Source organism: Arthrobacter sp. BC5, from assembly GCF_056680255.1.
In genome coordinates, this window is record NZ_CM155273.1 from 3,647,080 (window position 1) to 3,663,198 (window position 16,119).

Annotated in this window: 15 protein-coding genes; 3 read left to right on the forward strand and 12 right to left on the reverse strand. The window is 70.7% G+C overall.

Features of this window, described 5'->3' with window-relative positions:
* Positions 1–12 precede the first annotated feature (12 nt).
* The 9 genes from AC1MFI_RS17060 to AC1MFI_RS17100 all read right to left on the reverse strand — a co-directional run bounded on the left by AC1MFI_RS17060 (position 13) and on the right by AC1MFI_RS17100 (position 10,521).
* Positions 13–1,356: a M50 family metallopeptidase gene (locus AC1MFI_RS17060; protein WP_479818433.1), complete on the reverse strand. Its 1,344-nt coding sequence runs from the start codon at positions 1,354–1,356 to the stop codon at positions 13–15.
* Entirely contained in the window at positions 1,353–2,630 is a 1,278-nt protein-coding gene (gene dxr / locus AC1MFI_RS17065; protein WP_479818435.1) for a 1-deoxy-D-xylulose-5-phosphate reductoisomerase, read from the reverse strand. The genes AC1MFI_RS17060 and dxr overlap by 4 nt, the downstream gene beginning before the upstream one ends.
* 228 nt (positions 2,631–2,858) lie before the next feature.
* Positions 2,859–3,683 carry an HpcH/HpaI aldolase/citrate lyase family protein gene (locus tag AC1MFI_RS17070; RefSeq protein ID WP_479818437.1) on the reverse strand — a complete coding sequence of 275 codons (825 nt, stop codon included), beginning with the start codon at positions 3,681–3,683 and terminating at the stop codon, positions 2,859–2,861.
* Positions 3,680–4,189, reverse strand: a complete 510-nt coding sequence (locus AC1MFI_RS17075) for a MaoC family dehydratase (RefSeq protein ID WP_479818439.1) — start codon at positions 4,187–4,189, stop codon at positions 3,680–3,682. Before AC1MFI_RS17075 ends, AC1MFI_RS17070 begins: the two co-directional genes overlap by 4 nt.
* The gene (locus AC1MFI_RS17080; RefSeq protein ID WP_479818441.1) at positions 4,186–4,836 is read right to left on the reverse strand and encodes a CoA transferase subunit B; all 651 of its coding nucleotides are present in this window, start codon (positions 4,834–4,836) and stop codon (positions 4,186–4,188) included. Before AC1MFI_RS17080 ends, AC1MFI_RS17075 begins: the two co-directional genes overlap by 4 nt.
* A gap of 2 nt (positions 4,837–4,838) precedes the next feature.
* A complete protein-coding gene (locus tag AC1MFI_RS17085; RefSeq protein WP_479818443.1) occupies positions 4,839–5,615 on the reverse strand; it encodes a CoA transferase subunit A in 777 nt (258 codons plus the stop codon).
* A gap of 58 nt (positions 5,616–5,673) precedes the next feature.
* The gene (locus AC1MFI_RS17090) at positions 5,674–6,846 is read right to left on the reverse strand and encodes an acyl-CoA dehydrogenase family protein (RefSeq protein WP_479818445.1); all 1,173 of its coding nucleotides are present in this window, start codon (positions 6,844–6,846) and stop codon (positions 5,674–5,676) included.
* Entirely contained in the window at positions 6,843–8,900 is a 2,058-nt protein-coding gene (locus AC1MFI_RS17095) for an acetyl/propionyl/methylcrotonyl-CoA carboxylase subunit alpha (protein ID WP_479818447.1), read from the reverse strand. Before AC1MFI_RS17095 ends, AC1MFI_RS17090 begins: the two co-directional genes overlap by 4 nt.
* 4 nt (positions 8,901–8,904) lie before the next feature.
* Positions 8,905–10,521, reverse strand: coding sequence for a carboxyl transferase domain-containing protein (locus AC1MFI_RS17100; RefSeq protein ID WP_479818449.1), 1,617 nt, complete (start codon positions 10,519–10,521; stop codon positions 8,905–8,907).
* Positions 10,522–10,643: 122 nt separating this feature from the next.
* Here AC1MFI_RS17100 and AC1MFI_RS17105 point away from each other — a divergent pair, with 122 nt between their 5' ends.
* The 3 genes from AC1MFI_RS17105 to AC1MFI_RS17115 all read left to right on the forward strand — a co-directional run bounded on the left by AC1MFI_RS17105 (position 10,644) and on the right by AC1MFI_RS17115 (position 12,401).
* Positions 10,644–11,255 (forward strand): TetR/AcrR family transcriptional regulator, encoded by a 612-nt coding sequence (locus AC1MFI_RS17105; RefSeq protein ID WP_479818451.1) that lies wholly within the window; start codon positions 10,644–10,646, stop codon positions 11,253–11,255.
* Positions 11,256–11,365: 110 nt separating this feature from the next.
* Positions 11,366–11,833 (forward strand): GNAT family N-acetyltransferase, encoded by a 468-nt coding sequence (locus AC1MFI_RS17110; RefSeq protein ID WP_479818452.1) that lies wholly within the window; start codon positions 11,366–11,368, stop codon positions 11,831–11,833.
* A gap of 28 nt (positions 11,834–11,861) precedes the next feature.
* Complete coding sequence (locus AC1MFI_RS17115; protein WP_479818454.1) at positions 11,862–12,401, forward strand: SRPBCC family protein; 540 nt, start codon at positions 11,862–11,864, stop codon at positions 12,399–12,401.
* A 25-nt stretch (positions 12,402–12,426) separates the two neighbouring features.
* Here the strand turns inward: AC1MFI_RS17115 and AC1MFI_RS17120 are convergent, their stop codons facing one another.
* Genes AC1MFI_RS17120 through pdhA form a run of 3 tightly spaced genes read right to left on the reverse strand, consistent with a single transcriptional unit; the run spans position 12,427 to position 16,096 of the window.
* Positions 12,427–13,875, reverse strand: a complete 1,449-nt coding sequence (locus tag AC1MFI_RS17120) for a dihydrolipoamide acetyltransferase family protein (RefSeq protein WP_479818456.1) — start codon at positions 13,873–13,875, stop codon at positions 12,427–12,429.
* A gap of 11 nt (positions 13,876–13,886) precedes the next feature.
* Positions 13,887–14,909 carry an alpha-ketoacid dehydrogenase subunit beta gene (locus AC1MFI_RS17125; protein WP_479818458.1) on the reverse strand — a complete coding sequence of 341 codons (1,023 nt, stop codon included), beginning with the start codon at positions 14,907–14,909 and terminating at the stop codon, positions 13,887–13,889.
* The gene (gene pdhA, locus AC1MFI_RS17130) at positions 14,909–16,096 is read right to left on the reverse strand and encodes a pyruvate dehydrogenase (acetyl-transferring) E1 component subunit alpha (protein ID WP_479818460.1); all 1,188 of its coding nucleotides are present in this window, start codon (positions 16,094–16,096) and stop codon (positions 14,909–14,911) included. Before pdhA ends, AC1MFI_RS17125 begins: the two co-directional genes overlap by 1 nt.
* Between the last annotated feature and the right edge of the window lie 23 nt (positions 16,097–16,119).

Below are 16,119 nucleotides of genomic sequence, written 5' to 3' on the forward strand. Positions count from 1 at the left end.
GTTTACAACCGATTACCCGAAGAGATCGACCGGCTTCACGATGTCCGCGTAGATCAGCAGGACTCCCATGCCCATGAGCAGGATCGCCACCGCATAGGTGAGGGGCAGGAGCTTGGCCATGTCGAACGGCCCGGGATCGGGACGCTTGAACAGCCGCGCGATACCGCGCCGGAGTCCCTCCCAGAGCGCTCCGGCCACGTGACCGCCGTCGAGAGGCAGGAGTGGGATCAGGTTGAACACGAAGAGTGCCAGGTTCACGCCGGCGACCAGTCCGATGAGCGTCGCCGCGCGGGACGCGACCGGGACCTCCTCCATGGCGGAGATCTCTCCCGCGATCCGGCCGACGCCGACCACGCTGATGGGCCCCTCGGGGTCACGCGGGGCATCGGAGAACGCGGCCTGGCCGACCTCGACGACGCGCTGCGGGAGGTTCAGCACCACTCCGGCGACGCGGGCGAGGGAATCGCCGACGGCCGGGAGTACCTCGCTCGCTGGTTGGGGCACGAGCTCCTGCGTCGAACCGACGCCGATGAAGCCGACCTCCTGCGTCACCGCGTTGCCGTCGTCGTCGACCTCCGGCGCGCCGTCCGCCGTGGCGACGGGCCGCTCCGTCAGCAGGGGCGTGATCGTGGAGTCGAGAGTCTCGCCGTTCCGGATGTAGGAGATGGCGACCTCGCGGCCGGCGGCATCCCTGATCCACCCGGACAGCTCGTCCCAGCCGGTGACCTCCCGGCCGTCGAACGCGACCACGCGGTCACCGGGCAGCAGGCCCGCCTCGAAGGCCGGGGCTGCGGGATCCCCTGCCCCGCATTCCGTCTGGCCGGTCGCCGCCTGCTGGCTTGCCGGCACCACGCACTCGGACACCGACGCGATGGTGGTGGTCGCCTGGGCGGTGCCGAAGCCCATGATGAGGACGGCGAACAGTACCGTCCCGATCAGGAGGTTCATCAGCGGACCGCCCAGCATGATGATGATCCGCTTCCAGATGGGCAGCTTGTAGAACACGCGGTTCTCGTCGCCCGGCAGCAGCTGCTCCGCCGCGGCCTGGCGGGCGTCGTCGGTCAGCTGCTGGAAGACGCCGGTGCTCGACTGCCGCACGGCGCCGGCCTCCGTCGTCGCCGGCGGGAACATGCCCACCATCGCGACGTAGCCACCGGCGGGGATCGCCTTGAGCCCGTACTCGGTCTCTCCGCGGCGCCTCGACCAGACGGTGGGACCGAACCCGACCATGTACTGCGTGACACGGACCTTGAAGAGCTTCGCGGGCACCAGGTGGCCCACTTCGTGCAGCGCGATCGACGCAGCGATCCCCACGACGACGAAGAGCACTCCGGCGATGAACAACAGTACGGTCACGGGTTTTCCTTCTGGCCTTCACGATCGGCTGCCGGATCCTGCGGCAACAACTCTCCGAGGCCACAACGCACCCGGGCGCTCCGACGTGCCCAGCGCTCCGCCTCGAGGACGGCGTCCAGGCTGAGCTCGCCGCGTGCAGCGCCCGAGCTCTCGAGGGCACGCTGCTCGTCGACGACGGCGGACACCGTGTCCACGATGTCAGGAAAGCCTATGGCCCCCCTGTGAAAGGCCTCGACCGCTTCCTCGTTCGCCGCGTTGAACACGGCCATGCGCGTGCCGCCCTCGGCCGCGGCCTGCTTGGCGAGGGCGATCGCGGGGAAGGCCTGCTCGTCCAGGGCTTCGAAGGTCCATTCCGCGGGCCGGGTCCAGTCGCAGGCTTTCGCCGAACCGGGCACCCGGAACGGCCAGCCGATGCCGAGGGCGATCGGCAGGCGCATGTCCGGCGGCGATGCCTGGGCCAGTGTGGAGCCGTCGACGAACTGGACCATCGAGTGGATCACGGACTGCGGGTGCACGACGACGTCGATCCGCTCGAGCGGGACGTCGAAGAGGAGGTGGGCCTCGATCACCTCGAGGGCTTTGTTGACCATGGAGGCGGAGTTCGTGCTGATGACGCGCCCCATGTCCCAGGTGGGGTGGGCGAGGGCCTGCGCCGGGGTGACGTGCTGCAGCTGGGAGCGTGTCATCCCCCGGAACGGGCCGCCGGACGCCGTGAGGACGAGCCGGTCCACCTCATCCGCCGCGCCGCCGCGCAGCGCCTGCGCGATGGCGGAGTGCTCGGAATCGACGGGCACGAGTTGCCCCGGCGCGGCCGCCGCGCGGACGAGCGCTCCCCCGGCGATCAGCGATTCCTTGTTCGCGAGTGCGAGCAGGTGCCCGGCCGCGAGCGCGGCGAGGGTCGGCTCGAGGCCGATCGATCCCGTGATGCCGTTGAGCACGACGTCGGCGTCGGGCCAGGCTGCGACCTTCGCCGCGGCGCTCTCGCCCGCGAAGAGTTCCGGCGAGTATCCGGTGATGCCGGCGGCGTCGGCCGCAGCGCCGATGGCCCGCTCGAGCTCGTCTGCGGAGGCGGAGGCCACACCGACGGCGGGTGCCCGGACGGCGACGGCCTGCCGCGCGAGGAGTTCCAGGTTGCGCCCGCCCGCACTGAGGCCTGCGACGCTGAAGCGGTCCGGGGCGGCGGCGATCACCTCGAGCGCCTGGGTCCCGATGGAGCCTGTGGACCCGAGGATGGAGACGCGCCGGAGGTGCCGGGTGGGGTTGCTGAGATCCATGGCTCCAGTATCCCGCAGAGTCCCGGCGCTTCTCCTCCCGCCTGCGAGCGGCGGGCAGTCCTGGTGCTCCGCGGCCGCAGTCGTACGGGTTCCGCCACGCCGTCGTGCCGCCGTAGCCGGCGGTCGGTCGGTTCGGTGATCATCGGGCGGATGAGTCCAGGAACCGGCGTCTTGCCCGCAGCGGGTCGAGAAGATCGCGGGGCTCTCCACATCCCCCAAGGCCGGCTCCTATCGGCGTGCTGCCCTCGCCAGGACGCTGCGGGCGTGGCGGAGGATCGGTTCATCGACCATCCGCCCCTCATGGACGAAGACGCCACCCTCCCCTTCTGCGGCGGCGAGCAGTGCACGGGCGCGCCCTACTTCGTCCTCGCCGGGCGCGAACGCGGCGCGGATCGCTGGGACCTGACCCGGGTGGATACAGGCCTTCGCGGAGAACCCGGAGGCGACGGCGTCCTCCGCCTCCGCGGCGAGGCCCCGGGTGTCGGCGATGTCCACGTAGACGGCGTCGATGCTTCCGACCCCCGCGGCTCCCGCGGCGAGGAGGACCTGCGAGCGCGCCTGGAGCGCCACCGCACGGTAGGCACCGTCCGGGCCGCGGCTCGAGGTTCCTCCGAGGGACGCCACGAGGTCCTCCGCGCCCCACATGAGCGCGGTGACACCGTCCGCTGCGGCGATGCCCACCGCGTTCACGACGCCCCGCGCGGTCTCGCACAGCGCGATGACGCCGACGTCCCCGAGTGCCGCGCGCACGGCGTCGACGTCGTCGGGCGATTCGGTCTTGGCGAGCATGACGCTGCGGTAGCCGCTGCGGCGGACGGCCCCGCAGTCGAGCGCGAAGTCGGGGGTGCGCACGGGATTGAGCCGCACCACGGTCCGCTCGGGTGCCAGTGCGGAGGCGACCAGTGCCGCCCGGGCCGCTTCCTTGGCTCCGGGGGCGACGGCGTCCTCGAGGTCGAGGATGACGGCGTCGGCGCGGTCGGCGGCCTTTCCGTAGCGCTCGGGCCGGTCGGCAGGGCAGAAGAGCAGCGCCGGGCCGAGGACGGGGCCGGTCATCCCTGCTGCTCCCGCGATGCCGTCGATGACCACATGAGCACCGAGCGGCTCGCTGTCGCCACGATGTCACCGTGCTGGTTGCGGCCGGTGTGGACCATCGTCACGATGCCCTGCCCGGGGCGGGACGACGACGGCCGGATGCCGGTGATCTCGGTCCGGGTGTACAGGGTGTCCCCGTGGAAGAGCGGCTTCGGGAAGGCGACGTCGGTGAGTCCGAGCTGGGCCACGATGGTGCCCTGCGTGAGCTGCGCGACCGACTGCCCGACGAGCGTCGCCAGGGTCAGCATCGAGTTCACGAGCCGCTGCCCGAACGGCTGGCCCGCGGACCAGGCCGCGTCGAGGTGCAGCGCCTGCGTGTTCATGGTGAGGGTGGTGAACAGGACGTTGTCGGCTTCCGTCAGCGTCCGGCCGGGACGGTGCGCGTAGACGGACCCCACCTCGAGCTCGTCGACGTACAGCCCGCGCTGCTCGATGACGCGCCGACCGGGAGCTGCCGCGTCGCTCATGCGGCAGACCGGCCCAGGTCGATCCGCAGCGGCGCTCCCGTGGCCGCGACGACGTCGTCCGTGCTGACGCCGGGCGCGGTCTCGCGCAGCACGAGGCCGTCCGGTCCGACGTCGATCACGGCGAGGTCGGTGATGATCCTGTCCACGCAGCCCTTCCCGGTCAGCGGGAGGGTGCACGCCTCGACGATCTTCGGGCGGCCGGAGCGGTCCACGTGCTCCATCATGACGATCACGCGCTTCGCCCCGAAGACGAGGTCCATGGCCCCACCCATCCCCTTGACCATCCTGCCGGGAACCATCCAGTTCGCGAGGTCGCCGTTCTGCGCGACCTCCATGGCGCCGAGCACCGCGACGTCCACGTGGCCGCCGCGGATCATGCCGAAGGAGGACGCCGAGTCGAAGAAGGCGGCTCCCGGATTGGCCGTGACGGTCTCCTTGCCGGCATTGATGAGGTCCGGGTCGAGGGCGTCCTCCGCCGGGTACGGGCCGACCCCGAGGATGCCGTTCTCCGAATGCAGCACCACCTCGACGCCGTCGGGGATGTAGTTCGGGATGAGGGTGGGCATGCCGATGCCGAGGTTCACGTACTGTCCGTTCGCCAGCTCCCGCGCCACCCTCGCGGCGAGCTCGTTGCGGGTGAGTGCCATGGTCAGGCTCCTTCGGATGATGTGGGGCCGGTGAGTGCGACCGTCCGCTTCTCGACGCGCTTCTCGACGTCCGGGGCGACGACCACGCGCTGCACGAAGATGCCGGGCGTATGGATCGCACCCGGGTCGAGCTCTCCCGGCTCCACGAGTTCCTCGACCTCGGCGATGGTGATCCTCCCGGCCTGGGCGCACAGCGGGTTGAAATTCATCGCGGTCGCGTGGAAGACGAGGTTGCCGTGGCGGTCGCCCTTCCAGGCGTGCACCAGCGCGTAGTCCGGTCGCAGGGACTCCTCGAGCACGTAGTCGGTGCCGTCGAAGGACCGCACCTCCTTGGCCTTCGACGCGCGCGCGACGTTGCCGTCGGCGTCGTACCGCTGGGGCAGGCCGCCCTCGCTGACCTGCGTGCCTACGCCCGCCGTCGTGTAGAACGCGGGGATGCCCGCGCCGCCTGCACGGAGCTTCTCGGCGAGCGTGCCCTGCGGCGTGAGCTCGACCTCGAGTTCGCCCGAGAGGTACTGGCGGGCGAACTCCCTGTTCTCTCCCACGTAGGAGCTGATCGTCCGGCGGATCCGGTGGTCGGCCAGTAGGATGCCGAGCCCCCAGCCGTCCACGCCGCAGTTGTTGCTCACCGTCTCGAGCTCCGATGTGCCCTGCCGGTGCAGGGCGTCGATCAGGGCCACCGGGATGCCGCACAGTCCGAATCCGCCGACGGCGAGGGACGCACCGTCGGGAATGTCCGCCACGGCCTCCGCCGCACTGCCCACCACTTTGTCGATCACTGCTCCTCCTTCGCCGCCCTGTCCGCCTGCTACCCGTGCCGTTCCTGTCCCGCCCGGGCTAGAGGCCCAGCTCCCGCGCGATCAGCATGAGCTGGACCTCCGTGGTCCCCTCGCCGATCTCGAGGATCTTCGAGTCCCGGTAGTGCCGCGACACCACGAACTCGTTGATGAAACCGTAGCCCCCGAAGATCTGGGTCGCATCGCGGGCGTTGTCCATGGCGGCCTCGCCGGCCACCAGCTTCGCGATCGACGCCTGCGTCTTGAAGGGTTTTCCCGCGAGCATCCTCGACGCGGCGTCGTAGTACGCCAGGCGGGCCGTGTGGGCGCGCACGTGCATGCGCGCGATCTTGAACTGGATGGACTGGTAGGCACCGATGGTGCTGCCGAACGCCCTGCGCTCCCCGGCGTAGCGGATCGACTGCTCCACGCACCCCTGGGCGGCACCGGTGGCGAGCGCCGCGATGGCGATGCGCCCCTCGTCGAGGATCTGCAGGAAGTTGGCGTAGCCGCGCCCGCGCGTCCCGAGGAGGTTGGATTCGGGTACGCGGACGTCCCGGAGTGTCAGTGGGTGCGTGTCGGAGGCGTTCCAGCCCACCTTGTTGTAGGCCTTCTCTGCGGTGAAGCCCGGGGTGTCCGTAGGTACCAGGATGGTGGAGATCTCCTTCTTCACCGAGCCGTCGGGCCGCTGAGAGGTGCCCGTGACGGCCGTGACGGTGACCAGTGAGGTGATGTCGGTGCCCGAGTTCGTGATGAACTCCTTGGTGCCGTCGATAACCCACTCGGCGCCGTCGGGCCCGTCCTCGAGCTTCGCCGTCGTCTTCGTGCCGGAGGCGTCGGAACCGGCTTCCGACTCGGTGAGGCCGAACCCGCCGAGGGCCGTCCCTGCTGCGAGGGACGGCAGCCACTGCTGCTTCTGCTCCTCCGTGCCGAAGCGGTAGACCGGCATGGCGCCGAGGGAGACCCCTGCTTCGAGGGTGATGGCCACGGACTGGTCCACGCGGGCCAGTTGCTCGAGGGCGAGGCACAGGGCGAAGTAGTCACCGCCCATGCCGCCGTACTCCTCGGGGAACGGGAGCCCGAACAGGCCCATGTCGCCCATCTGCTTGACCACCTCGTAGGGGAAGCTGTGCTCGGCGTCGTGCCTGGCCGAGACGGGTGCCACGACCTCGTCGGCGAACTCGCGGACGGTGTCGACGAGGCTCTGGTACTCCTCGTTCAGTTCGAAGTTCATGCTGCGTTCCCTTCCGTGGAACCGGGTATGGGGGTGGGACCGCCGCCGGCGGCCTCGATGGTTGCGACGATCTGCTGTGCCCTGACGAGGTCTCCCGGTTTCAGGGACAGGCGGACGACGCCGGACAGCGCGGCAGTGAGCTGGTGCTCCATCTTCATGGCCTCCACCGCGACGAGGATGTCGCCGGCCTGCACCGTGGCACCGTCCTCGACCGCCACGGACACGACGGTGCCGGGCATGGGGCTGCGGACGAGGGGATCCGCTGCCCCCTCCGCCTGCGGGATGCTGGACAGTACGGCGTCGAGCAGTTCGCGGCGGCCGGGGCGGCGCAGGCGGGCGGACCAGCCGGTGTCGCCCAGCCAGACCGTGTCCCCGTCGAGGGCATGCTGCCGGTTCGACCGGATGCCGTCGATCGTCACGCCTGCCCCGTCGACTCGCACCGGCAGGGTGACGCCGTCGACCGTGGCGTCCCAGCTGCCTCCCGCCCGGAGGAGCGTGACTGTCGCCGTCCCGCCGTCGTGCTCGAGCACCACGGACCGCGGACGCGGCGTCCCGAGGCGGAACCCGTCCCCGCGGTGCCACGGAGAGCCTCCCGGCGCCACCGGTTCGGCCTCGACGAGCAGGACGGCGGCGAGCACCAGGTCCTGCGCGGTGACGTGGCGGAAGGCGAAGTCGGGCAGCTTCCGCTCGATGAGGGTGGTGTCCAGGCGCGCCGCCCGCACGTCGTCGTCGGCGACCAGCAGGCGGAGGTACTCGATGTTCGTGTCGACGCCCAGCACCACGGTGCCGGCGAGGGCGGCGTCCAGGCGGTCGAGCGCCTGCCCGCGATCGGCGCCCCAGGCGATGACCTTGGCGAGCAGGGGATCGTACGAGGACGAGACGGTCCCGCCGTGCAGGAGGGAGCTGTCCACCCGGATGCCCTCCCCTGTCGGCTCCACGAGTGACCGGATGCTTCCGCTCGACGGCAGGAACCCGGATTCCGGGTTCTCGGCGTACACGCGTGCCTCGATCGCGTGGCCGGTCAGCACGACGTCGTCCTGCGTGAACGGCAGCGCCTCACCCGCGGCGATGCGGATCTGCCACTCCACGAGGTCGATGCCGGTCACCAGTTCCGTGACGGGATGCTCGACCTGCAGGCGCGTGTTCATCTCCATGAAGAAGAACTCGTCGGGCGCGGCATCCGACACGAGGAACTCCACCGTTCCCGCGCCGGTGTAGTCCACGCTGCGGGCCGCGGCGCACGCGGCCTCGCCGATCCGACGCCGGGTCGCCTCGTCGAGCAGGGCCGACGGCGCCTCCTCGATGACCTTCTGGTGCCGCCGCTGGAGCGAGCACTCGCGCTCGCCCAGATGGAGCACCGCGCCGTGCGTGTCGGCGAGCACCTGCACCTCGATGTGCCGCGGGCGTGGAACGAGGCGTTCCAGGAACAGGGTGTCGTCGCCGAACGCGCGGGCCGCGACGCGACGCGCTGTGACGAGGACCTCGGAGAGGTCCTCCGGCCGGTGGACGGCGTGCATGCCCTTGCCGCCGCCGCCCGCGGACGGCTTGATGAGCAGCGGGAAGCCGACCTCGACGGCGGCACGGACGAGGTCGTCGTCGGACAGGCCGGGTTCTGCGATGCCGGGCACCACGGGGACACCGGAGGCGGCCACGTGGTTCTTCGACCGGATCTTGTCCCCCATGACGTCGAGCGCGTGGACGGACGGACCGATGAAGACGATCCCGGCGTCCCGCAGCGCGTCGGCGAAGGCCGCGTTCTCGCTGAGGAAGCCGTAGCCGGGGTGCACCGCCCCAGCCCCCGTGCGGCGGCAGGCCTCGACGACGGCGGGAATCGAGAGGTAGCTCTCCGACGGTGCGGCCGGGCCGATCCGGACGGCGACGTCGGCCTCGAGGACGTGGCGCGCACCGGCGTCGGCGTCGCTGTAGACGGCCACCGATCGGAGTCCGAGCGCCCGGACGGACCGGAGGACGCGGCAGGCGATCTCCCCGCGGTTCGCGACGAGGACGGTGTCGAAGGGCCAGAGGCCGGTCGGGGAGGAAGTGCGTGGTGTCATCTGGTCACATCCGGAAGAGGCCGAAGGAGGTATCGGGCAGCGGTGCGCGGGCACAGACGTCGAGCGCGAGGCCGAGGACGGTCCGGGTGTCCGCCGGGTCGATCACGCCGTCGTCCCACAGGCGGGCCGTCGAGTAGTAGGGGTTGCCCTGGGCCTCGTACTGGTCGCGGATCGGCACGCGGAACGCCTCTTCGTCCTCGAGCGACCATCGCTCTCCGCGCGCCTCGAGCTGGTCACGCCGGACCGTGGCCAGGACCGCCGAGGCCTGGTTGCCTCCCATGACCGAGATGCGGCTCGCGGGCCACATCCACAGGAAGCGCGGGGAGAACGCACGGCCGCACATGGAGTAGTTGCCGGCGCCGAAGGACCCGCCGATCACGACGGTCAGCTTGGGCACGCGGCAGGTGGCGACGGCGGTGACCATCTTGGCCCCGTTCTTCGCGATGCCGCCGGCCTCGTAGTCCTTGCCGACCATGAAGCCGGACAGGTTCTGGAGGAACACCAGCGGAATGCCTCGCTGGTCGCAGAGCTCGATGAAGTGGGCACCCTTCAGCGCGGACTCGCTGAAGAGCACCCCGTTGTTGGCCACGATCCCGACGCGGTGGCCGTGGATGGTCGCGAAGCCCGTCACGAGGGTGGCCCCGTACTCACGCTTGAACTCGTGGAAGAGCGAGCCGTCCACGATCCGGGCGATGACCTCGCGGGCGTCGTAGGACGCGTTCACGTCCGTGGGCACCGCGCCGTACAGCTCGTCCTGGGCCACGACCGGCTCCCGTGCCTCCTCCCGAACGGCCGCCGCATGCGGCTCCGCCGTCGCGGGCGGCAGCGTGGAGATGATGTCGCGCACGATCTCGAGCGCGTGCTGGTCGTTCTCCGCGAGGTGGTCGGTGACACCGGAGGTGCGGGAGTGGACGTCGCCGCCGCCGAGCTCCTCCGCGGTGACGACCTCCCCGATCGCGGCCTTCACGAGCGGGGGGCCGCCCAGGAAGATGGTGCCCTGGTTGCGGACGATCACCGTCTCGTCGCTCATGGCGGGCACGTACGCCCCGCCGGCGGTGCAGCTGCCCAGGACGGCGGCGATCTGCGGGATCTTCCGCGCCGACATCGTCGCCTGGTTGAAGAAGATGCGGCCGAAGTGGTTGCGGTCCGGGAAGACGTCGTCCTGCCGCGGGAGGAAGGCTCCGCCGGAGTCGACGAGGTACACGCACGGTAGCTGGTTCTCGAGGGCGATCTCCTGGGCGCGGAGGTGCTTCTTCACCGTCAGGGGGTAGTACGTGCCGCCCTTGACGGTGGCGTCGTTGGAGATCACGAGGACATGGCGGCCGTGGACCAGCCCGATTCCGGCGATCACGCCGGCGCCCGGGCACTCGTCGTCGTACATCCCGTTCGCTGCCAGGGGCGCGATCTCGAGGAAGGGACTGCCGTCGTCGAGGAGCTGGTCGATGCGCTCCCGGGGAAGCAGCTTCCCGCGGGCGACATGCCGCTGGCGGGAGTGTTCCGGGCCGCCCAGCGCTGCGGTCGCGAGCCGGCGGCGGAGCTCGTCGACGAGCTCGGACTGCGCCGCCTCGTTCGCCCTGAACGCCGGCGAGAGCGGATCGACCTTCGATGTCAGAGTCTCCATCGACTACTTCCTCGAGCATCCTTCAGTTAGCAGGCGCTAACCGAATTCAGGTTAGTGGTCATTAACCTGGATGTCCATCAGAATGAGGGGACGAATTTCCCCGGCGGACGACAAGGACCTGCATGGAGCGCCTGCCCACCGAAGACCGCGTGACCGGTCGAAGCATCGCGAAGGCCACCCGCCGCGCCGCACTGCTCGATGCCGCCGCCCACCTGTTCGCGGAGCGCGGCTACAACGGGGTGTCCATCGAGGACCTCGGGGCTGCCGCGGGCGTGAGCGGCCCGGCCGTGTACAGGCACTTCACCGGCAAGCCCTCGGTCCTCTCCGCGCTGCTCACGGGAGTGAGCGAGGACCTGCTCGAGGGCGGCAGGGAGGTCGCGGAGGAGGCGTCCTCCCCTGAAGCGGCCCTGAAGGGACTCATCCGCTTCCAGGTGGAGTTCGCCCTCAGCAACGCCGACGTGATCCGTGTACAGGACCGCGACCTGGGTTCCCTGGCGCATGACGACGAACGCAACGTGCGCTCCCTCCAGCGCAGCTACGTGCAGGTGTGGGTGGACGAGCTCGCCGGATATCTGCCGGAGGCGGACCGTTCCCTGCTGCGGCGCCGGGTCCATGCCGTGTTCGGCCTGATCAACTCCACCCCGCACACGGCGCACGGCACCCGCCCGGGACGCGAGGTCGGAGCTCTGCGGGAACTGCTGCAGGACATGGCATGGGCCGCCCTGACCGTGTGACGCCCTGCCGCGCGCCCCCGTGGACACGTCGGGGCGCCTAGTACGCTGAAGCCACGAGAATCACCGGCCGCGCTGCCCGCCCGGCCCCTCCACCGACTGAAAGTACCGCTGTGATCACGCTACGTCCCGTTGAAGCAACCGACCTCGACGAATTCTTCTCGCACCAGCTGGACCCCAGCGCCAACCACATGGCTGCCTTCGGTGCGAAGAACCCCTCGGACCGCGGCGTCTTCGACCACCACTGGCAGGACATCCTCAACAACAGCAAGATCACGGTGCGCACCATCCTCTCCGGCGGGGACGTCGTGGGCAGCATCCTCGCCTACCACGACGACGAGACCCCCGAGATCAGCTACTGGATCGACCGCTCCCGCTGGGGACAGGGCATCACGACGGCGGCCGTCGGGCAGTTCCTCGACGAGGTGACGCAGCGGCCCATCCGGGCGCGCGCCGTCGCCGACAACGTGAGCTCCATCCGCATCCTCGAGCGGTGGGGCTTCCATCAGGTCGGCGAGACGCAGGGCTTCGCACCCGCCCGCGGGGCCGTGGTGCGCGAGCTCATCCTCGAACTGCCCTAGCACTGCCTCACCGCCAGGAGGACACCGCATGAGCACCACCCAGCTCGGCAGCCGGGCGACGCGCGACGGCGCGGAACAGCTCGTCTTCACCCGCTCGTTCGCCGCCCCGATCGGCGACGTCTGGGCGGCCTGCACGGAACCGCGGCTGATGCAGCGCTGGATCGGCACCTGGACCGGGGACCCGGCCTCCGGCGGGATCGTCTTCAGAATGACCGCCGAAGGCGACGACGCACCCGAGGAGGCCTACCTCGTGCAGGCCTGTGAGCCGCCGCGCCACTTCGGGGTGCGCAGCCGCGACAGTGCCCCCTTCTCAGCCGACGGGTCCGGTCCCCGCGTGTCCTGGCAGCACACCCTGGAGCTCAGCGAGGCGGACGGACGGACGGTTCTGGAATTCACCCAGACCGTCCCTGACGGACCGGCAGGAACGGCCATGGCCAGGAGCGTAGGACCGGGCTGGGACTACTACCTCGATCGCCTCGTGGCCGCGGTCGGCGGTACCGATCCCGACCAGATCCCGTGGGAGCCATACCTCGCGCGCTCCGAAGGATACGCCGCCCTCTTCCCCTGAGATCACGGCGTGCCGGTCACGCCCCTCACACCATCGTCAGGACCATCGCCGGATTCCTGAGGATGGTCCCGACGTCGGCCAGGAAGCGCGAGCCCTGCTCGCCGTCCACGAGCCGGTGGTCGAAGGACAGGCTGAGCGTCAGGACCGATCGCAGGGCGACGGCGCCCTGGTGCTCCCACGGCGTAGTGCGTACTGCTCCCACGGCCAGGATCGCGGCCTCCCCCGGATTGAGGATGGGGGTGCCGGCGTCGATGCCGAACACGCCGATGTTGGTGATGGAGATCGTCCCGCCCGCGAGATCCGCGGGTGGGGTCCTCCCTGCACGGGCGGTCTCCGCCAGCGCCGCCAGCGCCCGCGCCAGGTCCGTCAGGGGAAGGGACTGCGCGGCCTTGATGTTCGGTACGAGCAGGCCGCGCGGCGTGGCCGCGGCGATCCCGAGGCTCACGTCCGAGTACTGCACGATCTCCTGCGCCGCCTCGTCCCAGGAGGAGTTGAGGGTCGGGTTGCGGGCGACGGCGATGCACACCGCCTTGGCCACGATGGTCAGCGGCGTCACCCTCGTGCCTTCGAACCCACGGCTCGCCTTCAGCTCCGCCAGCAGGTCCATTGTCGGCGTGACGTCGAGGGTGAGGAACTCGGTCACGTGCGGCGCCGTGAAGGCGCTCGCCACCATGGCGGCCGCCGTGTGCTTCCGCATGCCCCTGATGGGGGTCCGTGTCTGGGCCGGCGTCGTCGGCGTCGAGGACGGTGACGCGGTCGGCGGCTCCGACGCGGCATCGAGCACCGCCGTGCCGGGTCCGCCCGGCAGGGATCCGGCGGTCCCGGCGAGGGCTGCGAGCACGTCCCCGCGCGTGATGAGGGAGCCCGGTCCGGTACCCGTCAGGTCGTCGAGGGTGATGCCGAGGTCCCGGGCGAGCTTGCGCACCGGGGGCGTGGACCGCGGCCTCTCACCCGTCCGCGGCGCGCCGGGGCCGTGCTGCACGGGCAGGGCCGCGGCGACGGGCACAGCCACGGGGACGGGCGTGCTCGGGGCCGCGACGGGCGGCACGCTCCGCGACGGCGCGGGCGACCCGGCAGATGGGGCCACCACACGGTGTCGGCGCTGCGGGCGCCCGCCCTTCTCCACGGCGGCCCCGTATCCGACGAGGTTCGGTTCGCGCTTCGCGGGAGCATGCCCGCTGTCCGCGGCCGGCCGCGGCACGGGAAGACCGGTGTCGGGCTCCTCCGCCACCTCGAAGGAGACGATCGGCGCCCCGACGTCGACGACGGCGCCCGCGGCCTCGTGCAGCCGCAGGACGACACCGGCGTACGGTGACGGCAGCTCCACGACGGCCTTGGCGGTCTCGACGTCGGCGATCACCTGGTTCAGCTCGACGGTGTCCCCCTCGGCGACGTGCCACCGGACGATCTCGGACTCGGTCAGGCCTTCACCGAGGTCGGGGAGCCGGAACTCCCGGATGCGCGTGGCGGTCACGCCCGGCGCGGTCACTGTGCCGCTCCGGGGACGTCGAGTCCGCTCAGGGAGTTCGGCCGGCGCATCGCCCGGTCCACGCCGTCGAGGATCCTGTCGAGGTCCGGCAGGTGGTGGAACTCGAGCTTGGAGTAGGGGTACGGGATGTCGAAGCCGGTGACGCGGACGGGGGCGTGCTCAAGGTAGTCGAAGCACCGCTCCGTGACGCTGGCAGCGATCTCCGCACCGAGTCCGCCCGCCCGGGCGGCCTCGTGCGTCACGACGAGCCGTCCGGTCTTCCGGACGGACGCCTCGACCGTCGCGAAATCGATCGGGGCGAGGGACCGGAGGTCGATCACCTCGATCGAGATGCCCTCGTCGGACGCCGCGATCGCGGCGTCGCGGGCGGTCGGCACGAGCGGGCCGTAGGTCACGAGGGTGACGTCGGTGCCCTCGGTGACGATGCGCGCGGCACCCAGGTCCGACGACCACGGATCGAGCGCTTCGTCGACCTCGCCCTTGACGTGGTAGCGCCGCTTGGGTTCGAAGTAGAGCACGGGGTCGTCGCAGGCTATGGACTGCTGGATCATCGTGTAGGCGTCCTGCGGGTTGGAGACGCTCACCACGCGCAGGCCGGAGGTGTGGGTGAAGTACGCCTCGGGTGATTCCGAGTGGTGCTCCGGGGAACCGATGCCGCCGCCGAAGGGCACGCGGATGGTGAGCGGCATCTTCACGGCGCCCTGCGTCCGGTAGTGCAGCTTGGCCACCTGGCAGACGATCTGGTCGAAGGCCGGGTAGATGAAGCCGTCGAACTGGATCTCCACGACCGGACGGTATCCGCGGTACGCCATGCCGACGGCGGTCCCCATGATGCCGGCCTCGGCGAGCGGACTGTCGAGGACGCGGTGCGGCCCGAAGTCCTTCTGCAGGCCGTCCGTGATGCGGAAGACACCACCGAGCTTCCCGATGTCCTCGCCGATCAGGATCACCTTGGGATCCTCGTCCATGGCGCGGCGCAGTCCGGCGTTGATCGCACGGCCGAAGGTCATGGTGGACATCAGCGGGATCCTTCCTGGGGAGCCTGGGCGAAGGTGGCGAGGTAGCGCTCGTAGTGGTCCTGCTGGCGGTCGAGCTCCGGGTTGGGCGAGCTGTACACGTGTCTGAAGACGTCTGCGGGCGCCGGCTCGGCCATGGCGAGGCAGCCCTCGCGCAGCTCGGCGGCGACAGCATCGGCCCGGGCCTTCACCGCGTCCGTGTACTCCGCCCCGAGCAGCCCGAGCGAGTCGAGCAGGGTGGCGAGCCGGGCGAGCGGATCGCGGGCCGTCCAGTCCTCGACCTCGTTCGCATCCCGATAGCGGGTCGGGTCGTCCGCAGTGGTGTGCGGGCCCATGCGGTAGGTCACGGCTTCGATGAAGGTGGGGCCGCCGCCGGAACGGGCGCGTGCGAGGGCCTCGCGCGTCACGGCGAGGCAGGCGAGGACGTCGTTGCCGTCGACCCGCACGGAGGGGATGCCGAAGCCGGGCGCCCGCCGCGCGATCGGGACATGCGCCTGGAGCCCGACGGGCTCGGAGATGGCCCAGTGGTTGTTCTGGCAGAAGAAGATCACCGGCGCCTGGAAGCTCGCGGCGAAGACCATGGCCTCGTTGACGTCCCCCTGGCTGGTGGCGCCGTCCCCGAAGTAGGTGACCGCGACGGAATCCGCGCCGTCGTTGATGATGCCCATGGCATAGCCCGTGGCGTGGAGGGTCTGCGCACCGATGATGACCTGGGGCGTCGCCATGTTGATGGAGTAGGGGTCCCACCCCGAGGACGCGTTGCCGCGCCAGACCCGCAGGATGTCGGTCAGGTCGACGCCCCGGCAGTAGGCCACACCGTTCTCGCGGTAGCTGGAGAAGACGAAGTCGTCGGCGCGGAGGGCACGACCGGAACCGATCTGGGCCGCTTCCTGTCCGAGGAGCGGCGGCCAGAGGGCGAGTTCGCCCTGGCGCTGCAGTGCGGTGGCCTCGGCGTCGATACGCCGTACCACCACCATGTCCTCGTACAGCTTCCGCAGGGCGGCGCCGTCGACATCCGCGACGAGCTGGTCGTAGTGTCCGTGCGGATGACGGACCCCATGGTGGTCGATGAGCTGGACGAGGCGATCCCCGCCGGCACGGGCGGGGCCGGGGTAGACCGTCCCGCTCTCCGCTCCGTCGTCGCCGCGTCCGGTCGGTCCCGATCCTGGCTGGTCGCCGTCCTGGGTCATTGCACGCAACCTTCGTACTCGCA

Bases quoted from the DNA above. Each gene is read 5' to 3' on its own strand.
- AC1MFI_RS17080 (WP_479818441.1), bottom strand. From the start codon at position 4,836: ATGGCACTCACCCGCAACGAGCTCGCCGCGAGGGTGGCGCGGGAGCTG.
- AC1MFI_RS17105 (WP_479818451.1), top strand. From the start codon at position 10,644: ATGGAGCGCCTGCCCACCGAAGACCGCGTGACCGGTCGAAGCATCGCG.
- AC1MFI_RS17125 (WP_479818458.1), bottom strand. From the start codon at position 14,909: ATGTCCACCATGACCTTCGGCCGTGCGATCAACGCCGGACTGCGCCGC.
- AC1MFI_RS17070 (WP_479818437.1), bottom strand. From the start codon at position 3,683: ATGACCGGCCCCGTCCTCGGCCCGGCGCTGCTCTTCTGCCCTGCCGAC.
- pdhA (WP_479818460.1), bottom strand. From the start codon at position 16,096: ATGACCCAGGACGGCGACCAGCCAGGATCGGGACCGACCGGACGCGGC.
- AC1MFI_RS17095 (WP_479818447.1), bottom strand. From the start codon at position 8,900: ATGACACCACGCACTTCCTCCCCGACCGGCCTCTGGCCCTTCGACACC.
- AC1MFI_RS17100 (WP_479818449.1), bottom strand. From the start codon at position 10,521: ATGGAGACTCTGACATCGAAGGTCGATCCGCTCTCGCCGGCGTTCAGG.
- AC1MFI_RS17115 (WP_479818454.1), top strand. From the start codon at position 11,862: ATGAGCACCACCCAGCTCGGCAGCCGGGCGACGCGCGACGGCGCGGAA.
- dxr (WP_479818435.1), bottom strand. From the start codon at position 2,630: ATGGATCTCAGCAACCCCACCCGGCACCTCCGGCGCGTCTCCATCCTC.
- AC1MFI_RS17075 (WP_479818439.1), bottom strand. From the start codon at position 4,189: ATGAGCGACGCGGCAGCTCCCGGTCGGCGCGTCATCGAGCAGCGCGGG.
- AC1MFI_RS17090 (WP_479818445.1), bottom strand. From the start codon at position 6,846: ATGAACTTCGAACTGAACGAGGAGTACCAGAGCCTCGTCGACACCGTC.